The sequence below is a fragment of the Clostridium sp. DL-VIII genome, assembly GCF_000230835.1.
Lineage (GTDB): Bacteria > Bacillota > Clostridia > Clostridiales > Clostridiaceae > Clostridium.
This window is the reverse complement of record NZ_CM001240.1, coordinates 5,597,229-5,616,678: the sequence shown is the minus strand read 5'-3', so window position 1 is coordinate 5,616,678 and position 19,450 is coordinate 5,597,229. Positions and strand designations below refer to the sequence as shown.

The following is a 19,450-nucleotide window of genomic DNA, read 5'->3' as shown; positions in this document are numbered from 1 at the left end:
ATGTCAAATTTTGATGCAAAAGCTATATCTAAAAAAATATCTCCAATGTTAAATAAGATTCAGAAAAGTAAGATAGCAAATGGTGTTTCTGGAGGAATGATGATGGCAATGCCAGTTACACTTTTAGGTGCATTTGCAGCATTGTTTTTAAACTTACAAATACCTGCATGGAAAGGTTTTATTACTGCAACTGGAATTGCATATGCATTAAATATAGCTATAATGTTTTCAACAAATTTCCTGGCTGTAGTTTTTGGTTTAACTATAGCAAGCAGCTATGCAAAACAGTACAAGGAAGAGGGAACGGTACCAGCATTATTAGCTTTGGTTTGTTTCTTCATAGTAACGCCGTTTACCACAGATAAGGGAGGAACTACACTTTCTATGTATTGGTTAGGTGCACCTGGAATTTTTTCAGCTATTATTATAAGTTTAGTATCAACTAGAATATATGTATATATCAAGCAAAAAGGGATTACTATTAAGATGCCTTCAACTGTGCCACCAGTTGTATCTGATAGTTTCAGCAGCTTGCTTCCTGGATTTGCATCTATTATTGTATTTCTAACAGTATCAGCTCTTTTTGCTGCAACGCCATTTAAAACTATGCACCAATTTATATATAGTTTTATTCAAACACCACTACAAGGTGTTGGCGGAAATATTGTATCAATAATAATTCTATGGACATTTGCACAAGTATTATGGTTTTTTGGGATTCATGGAACATTGGTTATTTATTCAGTTATGATGCCGATATTCACAGCAATGGATGCAGCACAACTATCTGCTTATTCAGCAGGAGAAGCTCTTCCCAATATAACAGGTAGAGCATTTGTAAGTGTATATACAATGTCTGCCAGTGCAATTGGATTTGCCTTACTTATGCTATTTGCAGCTAAAAGTAAACAATATAAAACATTAGGAAAGCTGACAGCAGTACCATCTTTATTTGGAATTAGTGAACCATTAGTTTTTGGGACACCTCTTGTTTTTAATTTTAAATTTGTAATACCATTTGTGTTTATGAATGCAATTAATTTAACTATTGCGTATTTTATGACAGTAACAGGAATAGTGCCAAGAGTTGCAGGAATGACGCCAATGAGTGGAATGCCAATAATATTTAGCGGTTTAATGGAAGGAAGCTGGAAGATAGCCGTATTACAAGTTGCACTTGTAGGACTATCAACTTTAGTGTGGTATCCATTCTTTAGAAAAGCGGACAAAGAAGCCTATGAATTAGAGCAAAAGTCAGAAAATCAATAGCATATTTTAGAAATATAGAATGTTATTAAGAGCAGATTAAATTTAAATAATTCTCTTCTTAAACTAAGGAAATTTAAATAAAAAATTTAATTTAAAACCATCACCTTTAGTGATGGTTGAATTTCTAACTTTTGATATTACGTATATATGGAGGATAGTGCTGTGAAAGTAATAAATTTAAATGATAAATGGATATTTACTAAAGAAAAAACTCAAGAATATATAGGAAAAGAAATCTCTGAAGGTGAAAATGTAACTTTACCCCATTGTTTTAATGATGTAGATGGGCAAAGCGGAGAGGGAATGTTTAAAGGAGAATGCTGTTATCAAAGAAAATTAGATATAACAGAAAAGGAATTAAATAAATTTATATTTCTAGAAATAGGCGCCGCGGCTATTATTTCTAAAGTATATGTAAATGGAGAATTGGCTGGAAGCAGTAAATGTGGATTTTCAATGTTTAGGGTATTTTTAAATCCATTCTTACATTTAGGAGAAAACATTATTTCAATTATAGTAGATAACAGTCGACATGACGATGTATATCCACTAATGGCTGACTTTTCATTTTATGGAGGAATATATCGTGAAGTTAACCTTGTAGTAGCAGATGATCTTCACTTTGATTTAATGGATAACGGTAGAGATGGCATATACTTAACTCAAAAGAGAATTTGTGAGAACAAGTTTGAATTAAAAATAAATGGAAAAGTCATAAATGAATTAAAAGAAACAAAAGCTTCTAAGATTGAATTTAAATTATTAAATAAAGAAGAAAAAATAATATTTAAGAAAACGGTTAATATTAACATATCTAAAGATTCGGAATTTGAATTAATAGAAGAAATAAATAATCCAGAATTGTGGCAGGGAATAGAAAATCCTTATCTTTATAAATTTGAAGCACAATTATACTATGAAGAAATGATGTGTGATAAACGAAGCATAGAAATTGGATTTAGGACCATAGAAATAACACCAGATAGAGGAGTATTTTTAAATGGTAAAGCTATTAAGTTTAATGGAGTAAGCCGCCATCAGGATTTCGCAGGTATTGGTAATGCTTTAACTAAAGAACACATGGATTTAGATATGTCAATTATTAAAGAAATAGGTGCAAATACTATAAGACTTGCTCATTATCAACATAATGATTATTTTTACAGCCTTTGTGATCGTGAGGGAATATTAGTATGGGCTGAAATTCCTTTTATCAGTATTCCAACCACTTCTGATAAGGAAAATAAAAATGCTAAGGAACAGTTAGAAAGATTAATTAAGCAGGCGTATAATCATAGTTCTATTTATTGCTGGGGTGTTCAAAATGAAATCACTATAGCAATAGAAAATGAACAGATACATGAAATGGTAAAAGAACTTGCAATTATGGCTAAAGAATTAGATTCCAACAGATTTATAGCACAGGCTAATATTCACTCAGTGGCTAATGAGAGTAAGCTTAATGAATTGACTGATTTTGTAGGTTATAACTTATATTACGGATGGTATTATAAGGAAATGCAGGACTTGGGAAAAAGATTAGATGAATTTCATAAGGCAAGACCTAATATACCAGTTATGGTTACAGAATACGGGGTTGATACTAACCCTAAGCTTCATTCATATAACCCAACAGTAAAGGATTATACAGAAGAATATCAGTTATTGTTCCAAAATAATGCGCTAAAAACTTTTAATGAGAGAGAATTTGTTTTGGGCGGGTATATATGGGCTATGTTTGATTTTGGCAGCGAAATTAGAAATGAAGGAGGAGAAAAGGGGAGAAATCAAAAAGGTCTAGTAACCATAGACAGAAAGATAAAAAAAGATTCTTTTTATCTCTGTAAAGCATATTGGTCAAAGGAGCATTTTGTTAAATTGGCTGGCAGCAGATTTGTAAATAGGCATGAGGAGTTAAATGATATAGTGGTGATTTCAAATGTTGATAATATTAAACTGTATGTAAATAATGAATTCGTAAGTGAAATTAATAGCAATGAACCAATAAAGAAATTTGAAGCAGTTAAATTAGTTTTAGGAGAAAACAAAATTAAGGCAGAGGCTTTTGATGAAAATGGAGCTATTTATACTGATGAAATGATTTTGAAGCATGTTAAAGAGGCAGATGAAAGCTACATACTTAAAAAACCAGAAGAACAAACACATGTTACTAACTGGTTCCAAAAATTCGATTTATCTAATGTTCAAGAAGTAGCTATAAAAGAAGGACATTATTCAACTTTTGATACAATTGAAGAACTTTATAAAGATGAGCAGGCAAAAGCTGTATTTATAAAATATTTTGGAGATATAGCTGAAAGTCAACAGTTTAAGGTTATGATGGGGCTCATGACTATAGACAGCATGTCTAAGAGATCAAGGTTTAACATACCAAAGGAACTGTTAACTGTTATTAATACAGAATTAAATGTTATACAAAAGAAATAAGATCAATAAAGTTTCAGTATCAAGATAAATGGTTTTCTATCAAATGTTATAGATAGATTATACAAGGGGGAAATAAAAATGATTAAAAGAAGAAACAAAATCACTTCATTATTAGTAGCAGCAGCTGCTGTTGTTTCACTAGTACCTGAGGGGGTAAGTGCAGCAGAAATTAAGACAATTGATGTACATGAAGGCACTATAGAAAGTGCAGCATCATTCAATAACGGTGCTTATTACATTGATGGGGATATTGATGGTAAAGGTGAAGCTGTTTATTATGTATCACCAGATGGAAAGTATAATGAATTATTATCTGGTTCTAATAATAAGAATAATCAGATTGAGCAAGGATCTATAGCTTCTAACTTTGCGAGTAAATATGCTCGAGTATTAAGTAATGATCTGTATACAGCAGATTATACTGTTGATATGACTAATGGAACTGTAACCGATACCGATGCAAAGCAAGACATGTTAGATGCAGTAGGAAAAGCTTTAAAAAGCAAAATCAAAGATGCAACAGATAGATATGATAAGTCAGACAAAATTCTAAAAAAATATGATGATCATAATATTTCAAGAAGACCAGGTAATTATTTTATGACTACATATGCTACAAGTGATAATGAAAAAAAATATGCGCAAATCGATAGTAAAGGAAACTACTATTTTAATGTTTATTGTGACATAAATGGAAATTATATTGATGGCGACTATAATTTAGGCAAAATCAAAGTCGAAACAACTACTGCTGGTGCAGCTACTATTAGCAATACAGAAGATTCAAAGGACATTAAAGATGGTAAAGTAAGTGCAAGTCTTAGTAATATTGTTAATATAGATCACGATCAAAACAATGTTTATAGATGGGCAACTATTACAGTTATGAGTGATTCACCAATAAAAGCAATTAATGGAGTAGAAATTATAGATAAAAATAAAGATATAAAGACAGCATTTACTGATGTGAAAGGAGATCAAACTGAAATAAGCTATAATGTTATTCAAAAATTATCAAAAGCAGCAGCTCCTAATGAGATAAATGGAGCTAAATATCCTCAGACTGTAATTAATTACGTGCTTGCTGATAAACATGGTAATGCTGTAGATGGAATTGATGGAAAAGGCAAAATGATAACTGGTAACTACTTTATAATGGATGGAAAAATTTCAATATATGCTCTTAATTCAGATTGTACACAAGTGACAATTAGACCTTACGAATTTAGTTCAGATGGTAACTGGAATTACTTGGATGAAGGTAATATAGATACAGAAGATTGTGAAGAAGCTGATGATTCAACACTTGGTACAGTAGGTGCTGTAGCAGCTTCAGGAGGAGTTCTTTATAGAGTATCCGACGGATATGTATACTCATATGATAATAATGGTGGTTGGAATAAAACTTATAAAATAGATTCATCTTTAAATGAATTTACAGTTGAGAATGTTGGTAATATGATTTTATGGAATAAAGATAAAGAGATTTATTCAGTAATATCTACAAAACCTACAGTGGCATCTACTGCAACAACTACAGCTGCAGCAAGTGTAACAACTGCAACAGTAGCAACGGCTGGATGGGTACAGGCTATAGATGGAACTTGGAATTATAACAAAGCCGATGGAACTAAAGCTACTGATTGGATCAACGACAAAGGAACTTGGTATTATTTAAATGAATTAGGGGTTATGAAAACAGGTTGGATCAGTGACGAAGGAAGTTGGTATTACCTAAATGAATCAGGCGCTATGTTGGAGAACACGACTGTTGATGGATATGTACTAGATGCCACAGGAGCTTGGATTAAATAGTTAATGTATGTATGTGAGACAATTGAAAAATTAGGTTTATTTTAGTTAAATATAGTGAATTTCAAAAGTCGTGCTTCGCCTCCACCATGAAACCCACGAAAATCTAAAATTTGAATTTTCGTGGATTGTTTTAGTTTGTATAGATTTAGAGGAATATTTTATATACATAACAATATAAGAGAATATAATATTATAAGTAAAGATTTTAAGAAATTTAGCATCTGTAAAAGAGAAACATATCATAAGTGAGTGATAAATTTACTGAAATTGGATATGGAATTTGAGGTTAGACGTAGTTCATTAATTATTGTACATAAAATAGCCCAATGAGCATGTAGTATATTTTAATAAATATAAGTAAAGGGAATACTTTAAGTATTCCCTTTTTCTATATGGTAAAGTAAAATTCCATTAACATATACATTCCTCGAGATTTTCAAAGTTAAAAATAGTAAGAGACCTAAATTAAAGACTTTAGGAGATACAATATCTTACTTCTATAACAATTATTTGGTACAAATAGTTGGTTTTGCACATTCCTGTGACGATAACGGGATAAATCTAGATTCAGTTATTTCCCAAATTAGGACTAGTAGCTTAAAATTTTCCTATTCAGTGCACAAGTATAATTATAGAGATAAATTAATTATAAAAATCAAGTTTTTCTTTTAATAGTTTGGCTAAATATAGTCCATTTCTAGGAGTTAAAGATTTGTATTTAGCTAATATAAGCTAAGATCTTTTCTTTTTGTTTATTTATACATCGATTGAAAAAAACGTTATCAATTGATATAATGTAGAGGCAATAGTCCAATGGAAGGAAGTATTATATGTTCAGTTATAGTCAAATCAAAAGTCTTAATGATTTAGAAATTTCTGTTTATAATTATATTATGGATAATAAAGATAAGGTTCGATATATGAAAATAAGGGAATTAGCAGTTGAATCTCATGTATCAACTACAACCATATTAAATTTCTGCAAAAAAATAGGTTGTAGTGGTTATTCAGAGTTTAAACTAAAATTTAAATTATTTATAGAAGAAAAAGAAATTAAAAAAGTAAGTGAAGATAATACAGAGATAATTGATTTCTTTAAGAAAACGAATACTGAAGAATATGATGAAAAGATAGAGGAAATAGTAAAAGCCATATTAAAAGCAAAGAGAACAATTTTTATAGGAAGTAGCATGTCAGGAATTGTAGCAAGATATGGAGCACGATATCTATCAAGTGTTGGACAATTTAGTTTATGCATTGATGATCCGTATTACCCGACTACAGGTAAATTTTATGAAAATTCAGTTGTGATAGTATGTTCTGTATCTGGAGAATCAAAAGATATTATAGGCCATATAAATAGATTTAAAAAAGATAATTGCTGTATTGTTAGTATTACTAATACTGAAAATTGCACTATAGCGAAAATGTCTGATTATAATATACCTTATTATGTACCATATGTTAAAATAGGAATATATGATATTACAACTCAAATTCCAATCATAAGTATAATAGAGAGGATTGGAAGAAAATTGCAAAATCGTCGAGAAGAATCTATACAAGATGAGTAAATAGCTATGCATGAAAAATAAAAGTATTTTACATAGAGCTTTATTAATTTGAAGTTTTTAACTCAAGTTGATAAAGCTTATTTTAATTACTCTTTTTGTTTGTTAATCACAGTTATTTAAATATATGAAATGTCAAGAACATATTTCGATTTTGATTGCAAAAAAACATTTTGTTTTTTTGCAATAACAAGTTATTTAAGAACAGACATGTTTTTTATAAAGGTTTACATAGTGACAAAATTCGCTTTTTAAATTAACATTAAGATAAATTCAATAGCTATTCGAAAATAATAAATATAAGTGAGGTAATAAAATGGCAAAGGATTATGCATTAATTGCGAAAACGATTGCGAATAATTTAGGCGGTATCTCAAATATTGAAAGCGTAACTCATTGTATGACTCGTTTAAGAGTTTGTTTAAAGGACGACTCAAAAGTAAATGTAGATGAGATTAAAAAAATTAATGGAGTAATGGGATATGTGAATCAAGGTGGACAACATCAAGTTATTATTGGAAATAATGTATCTTATGTTTATAAGGAATTTTTAAAATTAGGAAACTTTGGAGATGAAAGTGACATTGCAAAAGGGATAAAAAAAGAAAAGCTAACTATCAAAAAAGTTGGAACTAATATATTGGATGCATTAGTAAGTACAATGTCACCATTGATACCAGCAATTATTGGTGGTTCAATGGTAAAGTTAGTAGTAATGATTTTATCTATGTTAAAAGTACTACCAGCAGACAGTACTACATATGCCTTACTGAATGCTATGGGAGATGCAGCGTTTTATTTCCTTCCAATTATGGTGGCAGTATCAGCATCTAAGAAATTTAAAACTAATACTTATTTAGCTGTTGCAATAGCAGGCCTTATGGTGCATCCAGATTTTATGAAACTAATGGTAAGCGCATCAGAAGGTAATGAAGTAACTTTAGCGTTTATTCCTATTGCATCTGTTAAGTATACGTATACGGTAATACCAGCACTTTGTATGACTTGGATATTATCATATATTGAAAGATTTGTAGATAAGATAACACCAGAAGTAACTAAAAATTTCTTAAAACCAGCGATTATAGTATTGATTGCAGCGCCAATAGCAATTGGATTAATAGGACCTTTAGGTATATGGATTGGTACAGCAATATCATCTTTAGTTTATTTTGTTCACAGCCAATTAGGATGGGTATCAGTAGCAATAATGGGAGCTTTATGGCCACTACTTGTTATGACTGGAATGCATAGAGTATTTACTCCAACTATATTAACAACTATAGCAGAAACAGGCATGGAAGGAATGGTAATGCCTTCAGAAATAGGTGCGAACCTTTCATTAGGAGGATCAGCTTTAGCTGTTGCTTTCAAAACTAAAAATAAAGAGTTAAGACAAACTGCAATTGCAGCTGCTTCTTCTGCAATAATTGCGGGAATCACAGAACCAGCACTGTATGGAGTAGCATTAAGATTTAAAAGGCCTTTGATAGCATCATTAATTTCAGGTGGTGTATGTGGTGCCGTAGCAGGGATAGCAGGACTCGCAAGTAGATCTATGGCTGCACCAGGTTTGTTCACAAGTGTTCAGTTTTTTGATCCACAAAATCCGTCAAGCCTTATTTGGATAATTGGAATAATGATACTAGCAGTTGTATTATCTTTCGTATTAACTCTAATATTTGGATTTGAAGATATTCCAGCAGAAGATAATATTGAAATAATGGGGGCAGATAATGAGTAAATACAGTTTCCCAGAAGAATTTCTGTGGGGCGGAGCTATTGCAGCAAATCAGGCTGAAGGTGCTTATAGAGAAGATGGAAAAGGTTTAAGTACTGTAGATGTTATACCACATGGAATAAACAGAATGAAAGTAAAATTAGGGTTAGAAGAAGATTTGACTTTGAAAGATAGTGAATTTTATCCAAGTCATGAGGCAATTGATTTTTACCATCATTATAAAGAAGATATTGCTCTAATGGCTGAAATGGGATTCAAAGTTTTTAGAACTTCAATCGCATGGACAAGAATCTTCCCTAATGGAGATGATAGCGAACCTAATGAAGCAGGAATTAAATTTTATAAAGATTTATTTTTAGAATGTAAAAAATATAATATAGAGCCATTGGTAACATTATGTCACTTTGATGTTCCAATGGAACTGGTTAATAAATATGGATCATGGAAGAGCAGAAAAATGATAGGATTTTTTGAAAAGTATGCAAGATGCTGTTTTAAAGAATTTGATGGTTTGGTTAAATACTGGCTGACATTTAATGAAATAAATATACTGATACATAGTCCTTTCTCGGGAGCAGGTATATATTTTAAGGAGGGCGAAAACAAAGATCAGGTTAAGTATCAGGCAGCTCATCATATGTTAGTAGCAAGTGCTTTAGTAACTAAAATAGCCCATGAACAAAATCCAGAAAATAAAGTTGGATGTATGCTTGCAGGAGGAGATTTTTATCCGTATTCATGTGATCCAAGAGATGTATGGATGGCTCATACAAAGGACAGAGAAAATTTATTTTTCATAGACGTACAAGCTAGAGGTAAGTATCCATCATATTCAAAGAGGGTATTTGCGGAAAAAGAAGTTAGTATTGCAATGGAAGAAAATGATCTGGATATATTAAAAAATACAGTAGATTTTATATCTTTTAGTTATTATGCTTCTAGATGTGCATCTAAGGATATGGAAAATCAAACTGAAGCTAATGTTGTTAAATCTATAAAAAATCCTAATTTAGAAGTTAGTGAATGGGGATGGGCCATTGATCCGTTAGGACTTAGAATAACTATGAATACTCTATATGATAGGTACGAAAAACCTTTATTTATAGTAGAAAATGGACTAGGTGCTAAAGATACAATAGAAGAGGATGGCTCAATAAATGATGATTATAGAATTGATTATCTTAGACAGCATATCATAGAAATGAAAGAAGCAATGGAAGATGGAGTTGAACTATTAGGATATACATCTTGGGGATGCATCGATTTAGTTTCAGCATCCACTGGAGAGATGAGTAAAAGATATGGATTTGTATATGTAGATAAACAAGATGATGGAACTGGAACTTTAGAGAGAAAAAGAAAAAAATCTTTTTATTGGTATAAAAAAGTAATAGAAACAAACGGTGAATGTTTAATATAAAAAAGTAATGATTATTATAGATAAACAATACTAAACTTAGAATTATGAGATAACTTACCGAAATTATAAACATTTTTATTCCGAAAAACTATGAAAATATCGCTGAAGGTACTAAGTTGCAGGTTGCATCCACTTTAGCATGCTCCAACTTTCAGTTTGACAAGCTAAAGTGGAACAACCTATAACTAAGAACCTTTAACAGCTCATTTTCAAATGTTTTCTTCACAAAAATGCTTATAATTTCTAGTTAAGATATCACCTTAATGTCTTAACAAATTTGTAAATATATTCATTTAATAAGTCAAATATTTATTTTAGATATCTATAAATATCATTAGTCAAGAAATTAGAAAAATAGCTCCTAAAATGGATACTTTAAGAAGAACCATGGGATGGAGTGTAGAAGATTTATCTAAAACACAGATAATAATTGAAAGTACTTTTAGAGACAGCCATCCAGGTAATGATCATCTGATTAAAAAATAAGAGTAAAATACAAGTATTCCTGTAATAAAGTGTTTTGGACTTTGTAAGAAATAAAAAAACCTGATATAAACATATTGTATGTCACTTGCAAGACGACAAAACATTTATATCAGGAGGTTAACTTAAATGAATAATATAATAATGGTTCCAAATACTTTAATTTTAGGAATAGACATCGCAAAGGATAACCACTATGGTCAATTTATAGTAAATGGTGAATATATTAAAAAACCATTCTTAATAAAGAATACCAAAGAATCTTTTGATTGTCTATTTGAAATAATGAAAGAATTGACTGAAAAGTATGGAACAGTTCATACTCTTGTAGGGATGGAACCAACAGGTCATTACTGGAAAAATATCGCCTATTATTTGAAAAATAGAGGCATAAGCTTATGCTTGGTAAATCCTTATCATGTTAATAAAACCAAGGAACTAGAAGACAATAGTCCAACTAAAAATGATAAAAAGGATTCTAGAGTAATAGCAAGACTTATATATCAAGGTCAATATCTTACATGTATGTTTGATGATGAATTATACGTTAATTTGAGAATAGCTAGTAATAGCAGGCAGGATTTAAAAAAGCAATTAATTAGAGAAAAAGTTAGACTAATAGCGCTATTAGATGAATATTTTCCTGAGTTAAGAAAGTTATTTTCTGATATTTTAGGTAAATCATCATTAGAAATACTAAAAAAATGCCCGTTCCCGAAGGATATAAGAGGTACAGGGATTGACAAAATTACAGAATTGCTAAAAGGTGCCACCCAAAATAGAGTTGGAATAAAAAAAGCAACTTTAGTTTGTGAAGCAGCAGAAAATTCTATAGGTGTCCCTGTCGGTTTAGATGGAGCTAGATATAGATTAAATCTTATAATTAAAAATTTAGAAAACATTCAAAAGCAAATAGATGATATTGAACTTATAATGCAAAAATATTTAATTCAAACTGGTTATTCAGAATACATCTTAAGTGTAAAAGGAATAGGTATAGTTACTGCATCTAGTTTCTTAGCAGAAATAGGAGATGTATCAAAATATGATGATTATAAGCAAATTCAGAAAGTTGCAGGTTTAAATTTAAAAGAAACTAGTTCCGGCAATAAAAAAGGAAAAACAGAAATAAGCAAAAGAGGTAGGCCTAATTTAAGAAATATTTTATATCAAGCATCATTGGTTATGGTCGCTAAAAATGAAGCATTTAAAGAAGTTTATGAGCATCTTACAAAAAGAAATAATAATAAACTTACAGGAAAACAAGCAATAGTTGCATTAAGCGTAAGACTTATCAAAGTCCTTTATGTTTTATGTACTAAAAAAGAACTTTATTCTAATGACAAAGTTCATGGACTAGAAAGTTATCAAAAAGTAGCTTAAGGAAAGTATAAAGATTGTATTGGAAAAAGATTGTTCTTTAAAAAGAGTAAGGTTAAGCGCGTTCAACCCTCCATAAGGGCTTAATTGACCCAGTATACAAGGATTACTGCAACACCTGCTCTAAAATGCAGAACGAAGGAATGATAGAGGCATTAAAAATATGTACTCAGGGAGACATGATAGGGTCAGCATTAGAGCGTTCGAGGTGTATACCTTAAAAAATTGAAATATTAAGCTTTAATTGGTGGGTTCTACGACTCTTAAGTAAAATAAATCTATTTATTCAATATAATCTCAAGTTATTCATTTGAACTACTTTATGATATAAATGAAATCTTAAGAAATTAAGAGAATAATAAAGAAAATACTCAATTTATTGAGATAGGAGTGATATAATGAATATATTTCAAAAATTTATAAATAAAAAGCAAGAAGAAACAATTATAGAAAAAACGGAAAATGGATTTATTTATGCACCAATGGAAGGTGAAGTAATTTCTTTGAAAGAAATTAATGATGGTGTATTTTCAGAAGAAATGCTTGGAAAAGGGTGTGGAATGAAGCCGAAAGATGGAAAACTATATGCACCTTTTGATGGAGAAATTCTTTTGATTACAGAAACAAAACATGCAATTGCATTGAAAAGCTGTGATGGAATAGAACTACTAATTCATGTAGGAATGGATACAGTTAAAATGAACGGAAAAGGCTTTAATCCATTAGTGAAAGCTGGAGAAAAAATAAAATGTGGGCAATCACTGATGACATTTTCTATATCTGATATTGAAAAGGCAGGATATGTGACTACTACAGCAATAGTTGTAACAAACACTGATGAATATAAGGATATAGAAGTACTTGCACAAGGTCATAGAGAAAAATCAGAAAAGCTTATCAAAATTTTATAAGAAAGTGATTTGTATTTAGAGGATTTAAGGCAGGCTGCACAGAACAGTCTGTTTTTTTTATTCTTTAGGAATTTATAATAAAGTTAAAGCTGTGGATAACTTATTGAAAAGGCCAATTAAGTAGGTTTTGTGTGTCAAAAAGAATAAAAAATAAATCTTATTCGCCTGCCAGATTTTTCTCACATGCGTTCGAAAAGGCAGATGCGTAAAAAAAATCTCCGGCTCCATAGTCGCCTGCGATTTTTTTATTTTCTCGAGGAAATTATAATTTAGTAAAATCTGTGCACGAGGTACTCTTTGAAGGTATAACTTTTTGAACATATTAATTAACTCGTTTTAATATTTAAAAGAATAAAAAATACATTATATTTATCTGCCAAATTTTCTTTAAATACATACTTAAAAATTCAAATGCATAAAAAAATTTCAGAATAAAAGTACTGAATAGTGTTAATAGACATTTTTATCTCGACAAATGCACTTTCAAGCCTAACTTGATGAATATAATTGTGAAATTAAGTTTTGTATAAGAATTTAAATGGACAACAAAATATGTATAAAATCAATAATAAAAACAATAAATGATAAGATTTATTACATTTGATGAGCTATACTTACATTAAGTTAACGTTAACAATTTATCTATGAAAGTTTTTTTGAGGGAAGATAATGAATGAAAATAAAAAATGGCAGTATAGATGTCTTGCCAAAGAAGCAGTAGATATACTTGAAGATAATCACTATGATGCTCATTATGCAGAGAATCTTCAAGAAGCTAAAGATATGGTACTAGGCATGATTACAGAAGGCGCAAGTGTTGCATTAGGAGGCTCTGTAACTATAGATGAAATGGGCTTACTTAAAATATTTAGAGAAGGTAAGTATAAACTATTTGATAGATATCAGAAATTACCTCATGATGAGATCATTGAAATACAAAGACAATCTTTATTAGCAGATTTTCTAATAACTGGTACTAATGCTATAACAAGAAATGGCGAATTGGTTAATATGGATTGTTCAGGCAATAGAGTTTCTGGGATGATATTTGGTCCTAAAAGAGTTATAGTAGTCGCTAGTGCAAATAAGTTAGTGGATGATGTAGAAGCAGCTATTAAAAGAATTAAATCTATAGCACCACTAAATGCTAGAAGAATAGGCCATGAAACACCTTGTGTAAGAACAGGTAAATGCATGGATTGTAATGTGAAGAAAAGAATATGTAACTATTTGACTGTAATAAATCACGGATGGAAGTTTGATGGTAGGATAAGTATTATAGTTATAGCTGATGAAGCAGGATTTTAATTTTATTAAGAGGTAGAAAAGATGAGAGATTACGGAAAATGGATGGCGGATTCGATAATAGCAAAAGATATAAATTTAACTGATCACTGGGGCTATGAGTATGGTTTAACTTTAGACGGAGTAGCTGAGGTATGGAAGAAAACAGGAGAAAAGAAATACTTAGACTTTATAATAAAGACCATGGAACATTTTATACAAGAAGATGGAACTATAAATGGCTATATGCTAGATGAATATAATATAGATCATTTGAACAATGGTAAAATACTGATAACTTTATATGATGAGACTAGAAATGAAAAGTATAAGAAAGCACTAGATTCACTAAGAAAACAAATAGATACTCATCCAAGAACTAATGAAGGTGTATTTTGGCATAAGAATATATATCCTCATCAAATATGGCTTGATGGACTATATATGGGGGCAACATTTTATGCTAAATATATAAAAGAGTTTGGACAAGTATCAGAGTTTGATGATGTGGCTAAGCAGTTTATAATATGTGAAAAGAATCTGAAAGATGAAAAGACAGGTCTTTTATACCATGCTTGGGATGAGAGTAGAGAGCAAATTTGGGCTGATAAAGAAACAGGATTATCGCCACATTTTTGGGGACGATCTATGGGTTGGTATGTGATGGCTTTAGTTGATACAATTGAGGTATTTCCACAGGATCATAAGGATAGAGAGAGATTAATTGATATACTAAAAGATTGCATAAACGCTCTGCTTAAAGTTCAAGATAAATCAAGTCATGTATGGTATCAAATTTTAGATCAAGGTGATAGAAAAGGTAATTACTTAGAAGCATCAGGATCATCAATGATAGTATATGCCTTATTTAAAGGAGTAAGAAAAGGATATTTATCAGAAAATTTAAAAGAAGTTGCAAAGAAATCTTATAAAGGTTTAATCGATGAATTTATATTGGAAACAAGAGAAGGGTTAATAAATCTAAACAAAATTTGTTATGTTGCAGGTTTAGGTGGAGTTGATAAGAGAGATGGGAGTTTTGCTTATTATATAAGTGAACCTATAATAAGTAATGAACCAAAGGGATTAGGGCCATTCATCTTAGCAGCATCTGAATATCAATTAACCTGAAATAATAATAAATTTGTTTGATTGAGGGATGTTTACATTAACCAATCGGATAATAGAGGGAGATGTAAATATCCTCTAAATAAATAATAGTGTGAATGATAACGTTTGAAATATTCTATTTGTTACGTTTATAGTTTATGATAACGTTTAATAGAATGGGAGAAGTTTTATTTTGGAATAGAGAAAATCTTTTGAAGAAGACGTTCGTAACAGTTAGAAAAACTTTTGCCCTCTAGAAAAAAGTCAGTAAGTTTGTTAAGTGATTTGTACAAAAAACAGAAAATTTATGCATAAATTTTGAAGGAAACTGTAAGAAATATTAAAAATAAAAATCGAGTAAACTCGGGCTTTATAGAGTTTTCGAGAGTACTAAATTATAACAAGGAGGAAAAAATAATGACTGAAAAAATTAAATTAAGAAACATACTTGGATATTCGAGTATAAATTTTTTGGGAAGTGGAGCCCAGGGCTTAATGTCTGCATGGCTGTTATTTTTCTATACTACTGTTTGTGGACTTGATCCAGTAAGAGCGGGATCGATTTTTGGAATTGCAAGACTTATTGATGCTGTTGGAAATCCAGTATTAGGCTTTATAAGTGATGGTTTGGGGCAAACTAAATTAGGTAGAAAATTTGGTAGAAGGAAACCTATTATTGCACTTGGAATAGTTGGAATAGCTATTATATTCCCATGTTTATGGATATCAGGACACTCTTTTGAATATTACTTTGCTGTTAATATGATATATGAAATATCTTATACTTTAATATTTGTACCTGGGACAACTCTTCCGGCTGAAATGACTCAAAGTGCTGCTGAAAAAGCAAAACTTATTGGTGGGAAGCAATATTGTGGTACTTTATCTGGATTTATCTCAGGGCTATTAACTGCATGGATTTTTAGCACTTTTGGAAAAACTTCAGCTCAATCCTTTTGGTATATAGGACTTTCTTGGGGAATTATAACTACATTAGCTTTGCTATTCTTTATATTTAATGTATATGAAAGAGATCCAGAATCAGCTGTTTACGAAGATGCAGCAGGCTCACTTGGCGAAGTATTTAAAAAGCTTGGAGTTGATTTAGTTTCTTGTATGAGACTTAGAGCATTTAGACTCCATAGTATTATGTGGTTCTTAGGCAGTGTTTATAAACAGCTTGCAGGAGGGGTTCTTACTTTCTTTGCGATTTATGTCTTAAGCTTAACAACAGTTAATGTTTCAGCAGTAAACAGCGTATCTTCAGGAGTATCACTTGTAGCTATATTTATATATATAATACTTGCATATAAATTTGGTGGTCCAAAAACTTTCAAACTAGGTATTGGAATAATCTTAGTTTCACTTTTAGGTTATATATATCTTGTATTTGCAGGACATAATTCAATGACTTTAACTTTATTCTTTATTTTTACAGTAGTTAATATTGTAGGTAAAGCTGCTGTTGACTATATACCAACTTACCAAATGGGATTCGTTGCAGATATAGATGAAGCGCTTACATTAAAGAGAAGAGAAGGTATCTATAATGGAATAAATGGTTTATTTGGTAAGCTTGCAACATCAATAGAATCATTTGTACTTGGAATTGGTTTAGCAGCATTTGGATTTGTAAGCACAAGTGCAAAAGCTAAGGTTATGCCTCCACAGCCAGCTAGTGCAATAACAGGTATATCTGTAGTTACAATTGTATTTCCAATAGTATTGCTTGTAATAACTTGGATTGCAGCTTCAAGATATAAGCTTACAAAAGAAACTCATAAATTATTGGTAGATGAAGTAAATAGAATTAAAGCTGGCGGATCAATGGATGACGTAACTCCAGAAGCTAAAGTAGCTGTTGAAGTTTTGACAGGCTGGAAATATGAAAACTGCTTTGGAAATAACAATGTAGCATATACAAACAATGTAGCATATGCAAATAAAATAAACTTATAGTAGTTATAATTTTATAGAGTATTATCGCAAACTAATGTTATTAACAATTTTTGCATTAATAAATATAATGGGTAAAACATGTGTGGATTATGTACCAACTTATAAACATATAAAATATGAAGCAAAAAATGCACTTTAATTAGAGTAGTAGGATATAAGTTTTTATATATACTAATGATACGTGTATATAAATTTAGAAAGGATGTAGATTACAATTTTAAATTTCAATATAATATCAAAAACATCTAGGACAATTTCAATTGAAATTGTAAATGAAGAAAGTTTTTATTTAAAGGAAGCAGTGAATTTATATATAAATAATGAAAAGATATCGGAAATTAATACTAATGTATATACAATTAAGGATTTAAATCAAGATACTGAATATATTATATACATTGAAGAGATTTCTACAAAAGACATAAGTGAGAAGATTAAAATAAAAACTTTAAGTGAATCTTATGTTCTTAATGTAAAAGATTTTGGCGCAAAAGGTGACGGTCTAGAATTAGATACAGCTGCAGTACAAGCCTCTATAGCAGCTTGCCCATTACATGGAAGAATTATAGTACCAAAAGGAAGATACCTATTAACTCCAATCTTTTTAAAAAGTAATATAACTATTGAATTAGAAGAAGGTGCTGTATTATTAGGCGCTCAGGATAGAAATAAATATCCTATATTACCAGGATTGCTAAAAGGTTCATCAAAGGAAGAATACTTCTTAGGGTCTTGGGAAGGCGATCCAGATGATTGCTTTGCTAGTTTAATAACTGGAATCAATGTAGAGAATGTAAACATAATTGGTAATGGAATCATAGATGGAAATGCCAGCATTGATAATTGGTGGTTTGAAGCAAAGAAAAAAAGAATTGCATGGAGACCAAGAATGATATTTCTTGTAGGATGCAAAAATATTTTAGTTGAAAGCGTTACAGTTAAAAATTCGCCATCATGGACAATACATCCTTTAATGAGTGAAGATTTAAAATTTATTAATTTATATATTGAAAATCCTAAGGATTCTCCAAATACTGATGGTTTGGATCCAGAATCCTGTAAGAATGTGCATATATTAGGAGTTAACTTTTCTGTTGGAGATGACTGTATAGCAATAAAATCAGGAAAAATATTTATAAGTAAAATAAAGACAATGCCTTCACAACACATTTATATTAGAAACTGCAATATGAATTTTGGACATGGCGCTGTAGTGCTTGGAAGTGAGATGTCCAGTGGGATAAATAATATATATGTAGAAAATTGTTTGTTTAATGAGACGGATAGAGGTATTAGAATAAAAACAAGGAGAGGCAGAGGGGATACTGCTATTATTGACGAAATATATGCAAGAAATATAAAGATGAATAAAGTATTGACACCTTTTACTATTAATTGTTTTTACTTCTGTGATATAGATGGTAAGACAGAATATGTATGGAGTAAAGAGAAATTACCAATAGACGATAAAACGCCATATATAGGTAACATTTATCTTCAAAATATCACTTGTTTAAATGCTCAAGTTGCTGCTGGATTCATGTATGGACTTCCGGAAAGAAAGATCAAGAAAGTAAAAATGGAAAATATCTATGTGAACTTTGATGAAGATGCAAAAGCTGGTGAGGCTGATATGCTAAGTTTTGTTGAACCAATGTATAAAAATGGATTCTATTTCAATAATATAGAAGAATTAGAACTAAAAGATGTTGTAGTAGAGAATTCAGCAACAGAACCAATAATAAAATTAAATATAGATAAATAGAACAACCTTGAACTAAGAACCTTAACAGTCCAATTTCAAAGGCATGTTTCCAAAAATATATTTAATTTATGGTATGGAAAAAATTCAAAGTATGTGTAAGAGTATTAGATGACCATATTTATAAAGTTGCTAAAACTTTAAGTTTATATATTCACTAGAAAGAACTGGTAGTTTATTGTGCAGTGTTGCATTGAAAATATAGCTGTAGGTATTTCTTTAGTTGAAGTTATTCCGTTTAAACTTACCAGAAATTTATATTAAGAGGAAGTTTAAATGGGCATAACTTTTATTGTT

12 protein-coding genes are annotated in these 19,450 nt (G+C 30.4%); all 12 read left to right on the top strand.

The annotated features are described in order from the left end of the window. The 12 genes from CDLVIII_RS25600 to CDLVIII_RS25545 all read left to right on the top strand — a co-directional run bounded on the left by CDLVIII_RS25600 (position 1) and on the right by CDLVIII_RS25545 (position 19,156). Positions 1-1,269, top strand: coding sequence for a PTS transporter subunit EIIC (locus CDLVIII_RS25600; protein ID WP_009172393.1), 1,269 nt, complete (start codon positions 1-3; stop codon positions 1,267-1,269). Positions 1,270-1,431: 162 nt separating this feature from the next. Continuing rightward, positions 1,432-3,717, top strand: a complete 2,286-nt coding sequence (locus CDLVIII_RS25595; protein WP_009172392.1) for a glycoside hydrolase family 2 TIM barrel-domain containing protein — start codon at positions 1,432-1,434, stop codon at positions 3,715-3,717. A gap of 78 nt (positions 3,718-3,795) precedes the next feature. Beyond that, complete coding sequence (locus CDLVIII_RS25590) at positions 3,796-5,532, top strand: cell wall-binding repeat-containing protein (RefSeq protein WP_009172391.1); 1,737 nt, start codon at positions 3,796-3,798, stop codon at positions 5,530-5,532. A gap of 830 nt (positions 5,533-6,362) precedes the next feature. Continuing rightward, a complete protein-coding gene (locus tag CDLVIII_RS25585; protein ID WP_009172390.1) occupies positions 6,363-7,106 on the top strand; it encodes a MurR/RpiR family transcriptional regulator in 744 nt (247 codons plus the stop codon). A gap of 313 nt (positions 7,107-7,419) precedes the next feature. Continuing rightward, positions 7,420-8,847, top strand: a complete 1,428-nt coding sequence (ascF, locus tag CDLVIII_RS25580) for a PTS cellobiose/arbutin/salicin transporter subunit IIBC (RefSeq protein ID WP_009172389.1) — start codon at positions 7,420-7,422, stop codon at positions 8,845-8,847. Beyond that, positions 8,840-10,264 carry a 6-phospho-beta-glucosidase gene (gene ascB, locus CDLVIII_RS25575; RefSeq protein WP_009172388.1) on the top strand — a complete coding sequence of 475 codons (1,425 nt, stop codon included), beginning with the start codon at positions 8,840-8,842 and terminating at the stop codon, positions 10,262-10,264. The genes ascF and ascB overlap by 8 nt, the downstream gene beginning before the upstream one ends. A 612-nt stretch (positions 10,265-10,876) precedes the next feature. Continuing rightward, complete coding sequence (locus CDLVIII_RS25570; protein ID WP_009169073.1) at positions 10,877-12,130, top strand: IS110 family transposase; 1,254 nt, start codon at positions 10,877-10,879, stop codon at positions 12,128-12,130. Between the two features lie 395 nt (positions 12,131-12,525). Next, positions 12,526-13,038, top strand: a complete 513-nt coding sequence (locus tag CDLVIII_RS25565) for a PTS glucose transporter subunit IIA (protein WP_009172387.1) — start codon at positions 12,526-12,528, stop codon at positions 13,036-13,038. A gap of 669 nt (positions 13,039-13,707) precedes the next feature. Further along, the gene (locus CDLVIII_RS25560) at positions 13,708-14,346 is read left to right on the top strand and encodes a lactate utilization protein (protein WP_009172386.1); all 639 of its coding nucleotides are present in this window, start codon (positions 13,708-13,710) and stop codon (positions 14,344-14,346) included. 21 nt (positions 14,347-14,367) lie between these two features. After that, entirely contained in the window at positions 14,368-15,453 is a 1,086-nt protein-coding gene (locus tag CDLVIII_RS25555) for a glycoside hydrolase family 105 protein (RefSeq protein WP_009172385.1), read from the top strand. 396 nt (positions 15,454-15,849) lie between these two features. Continuing rightward, positions 15,850-17,391 carry an MFS transporter gene (locus CDLVIII_RS25550; RefSeq protein ID WP_009172384.1) on the top strand — a complete coding sequence of 514 codons (1,542 nt, stop codon included), beginning with the start codon at positions 15,850-15,852 and terminating at the stop codon, positions 17,389-17,391. A 301-nt stretch (positions 17,392-17,692) separates the two neighbouring features. Next, positions 17,693-19,156, top strand: a complete 1,464-nt coding sequence (locus tag CDLVIII_RS25545) for a glycosyl hydrolase family 28 protein (RefSeq protein ID WP_009172383.1) — start codon at positions 17,693-17,695, stop codon at positions 19,154-19,156. The last annotated feature ends 294 nt before the right edge of the window (positions 19,157-19,450 follow it).

Bases quoted from the DNA above. Each gene is read 5' to 3' on its own strand.
- CDLVIII_RS25600 (WP_009172393.1), top strand. From the start codon at position 1: ATGTCAAATTTTGATGCAAAAGCTATATCTAAAAAAATATCTCCAATG.
- CDLVIII_RS25590 (WP_009172391.1), top strand. From the start codon at position 3,796: ATGATTAAAAGAAGAAACAAAATCACTTCATTATTAGTAGCAGCAGCT.
- CDLVIII_RS25585 (WP_009172390.1), top strand. From the start codon at position 6,363: ATGTTCAGTTATAGTCAAATCAAAAGTCTTAATGATTTAGAAATTTCT.
- ascF (WP_009172389.1), top strand. From the start codon at position 7,420: ATGGCAAAGGATTATGCATTAATTGCGAAAACGATTGCGAATAATTTA.
- ascB (WP_009172388.1), top strand. From the start codon at position 8,840: ATGAGTAAATACAGTTTCCCAGAAGAATTTCTGTGGGGCGGAGCTATT.
- CDLVIII_RS25570 (WP_009169073.1), top strand. From the start codon at position 10,877: ATGAATAATATAATAATGGTTCCAAATACTTTAATTTTAGGAATAGAC.
- CDLVIII_RS25565 (WP_009172387.1), top strand. From the start codon at position 12,526: ATGAATATATTTCAAAAATTTATAAATAAAAAGCAAGAAGAAACAATT.
- CDLVIII_RS25560 (WP_009172386.1), top strand. From the start codon at position 13,708: ATGAATGAAAATAAAAAATGGCAGTATAGATGTCTTGCCAAAGAAGCA.
- CDLVIII_RS25555 (WP_009172385.1), top strand. From the start codon at position 14,368: ATGAGAGATTACGGAAAATGGATGGCGGATTCGATAATAGCAAAAGAT.
- CDLVIII_RS25550 (WP_009172384.1), top strand. From the start codon at position 15,850: ATGACTGAAAAAATTAAATTAAGAAACATACTTGGATATTCGAGTATA.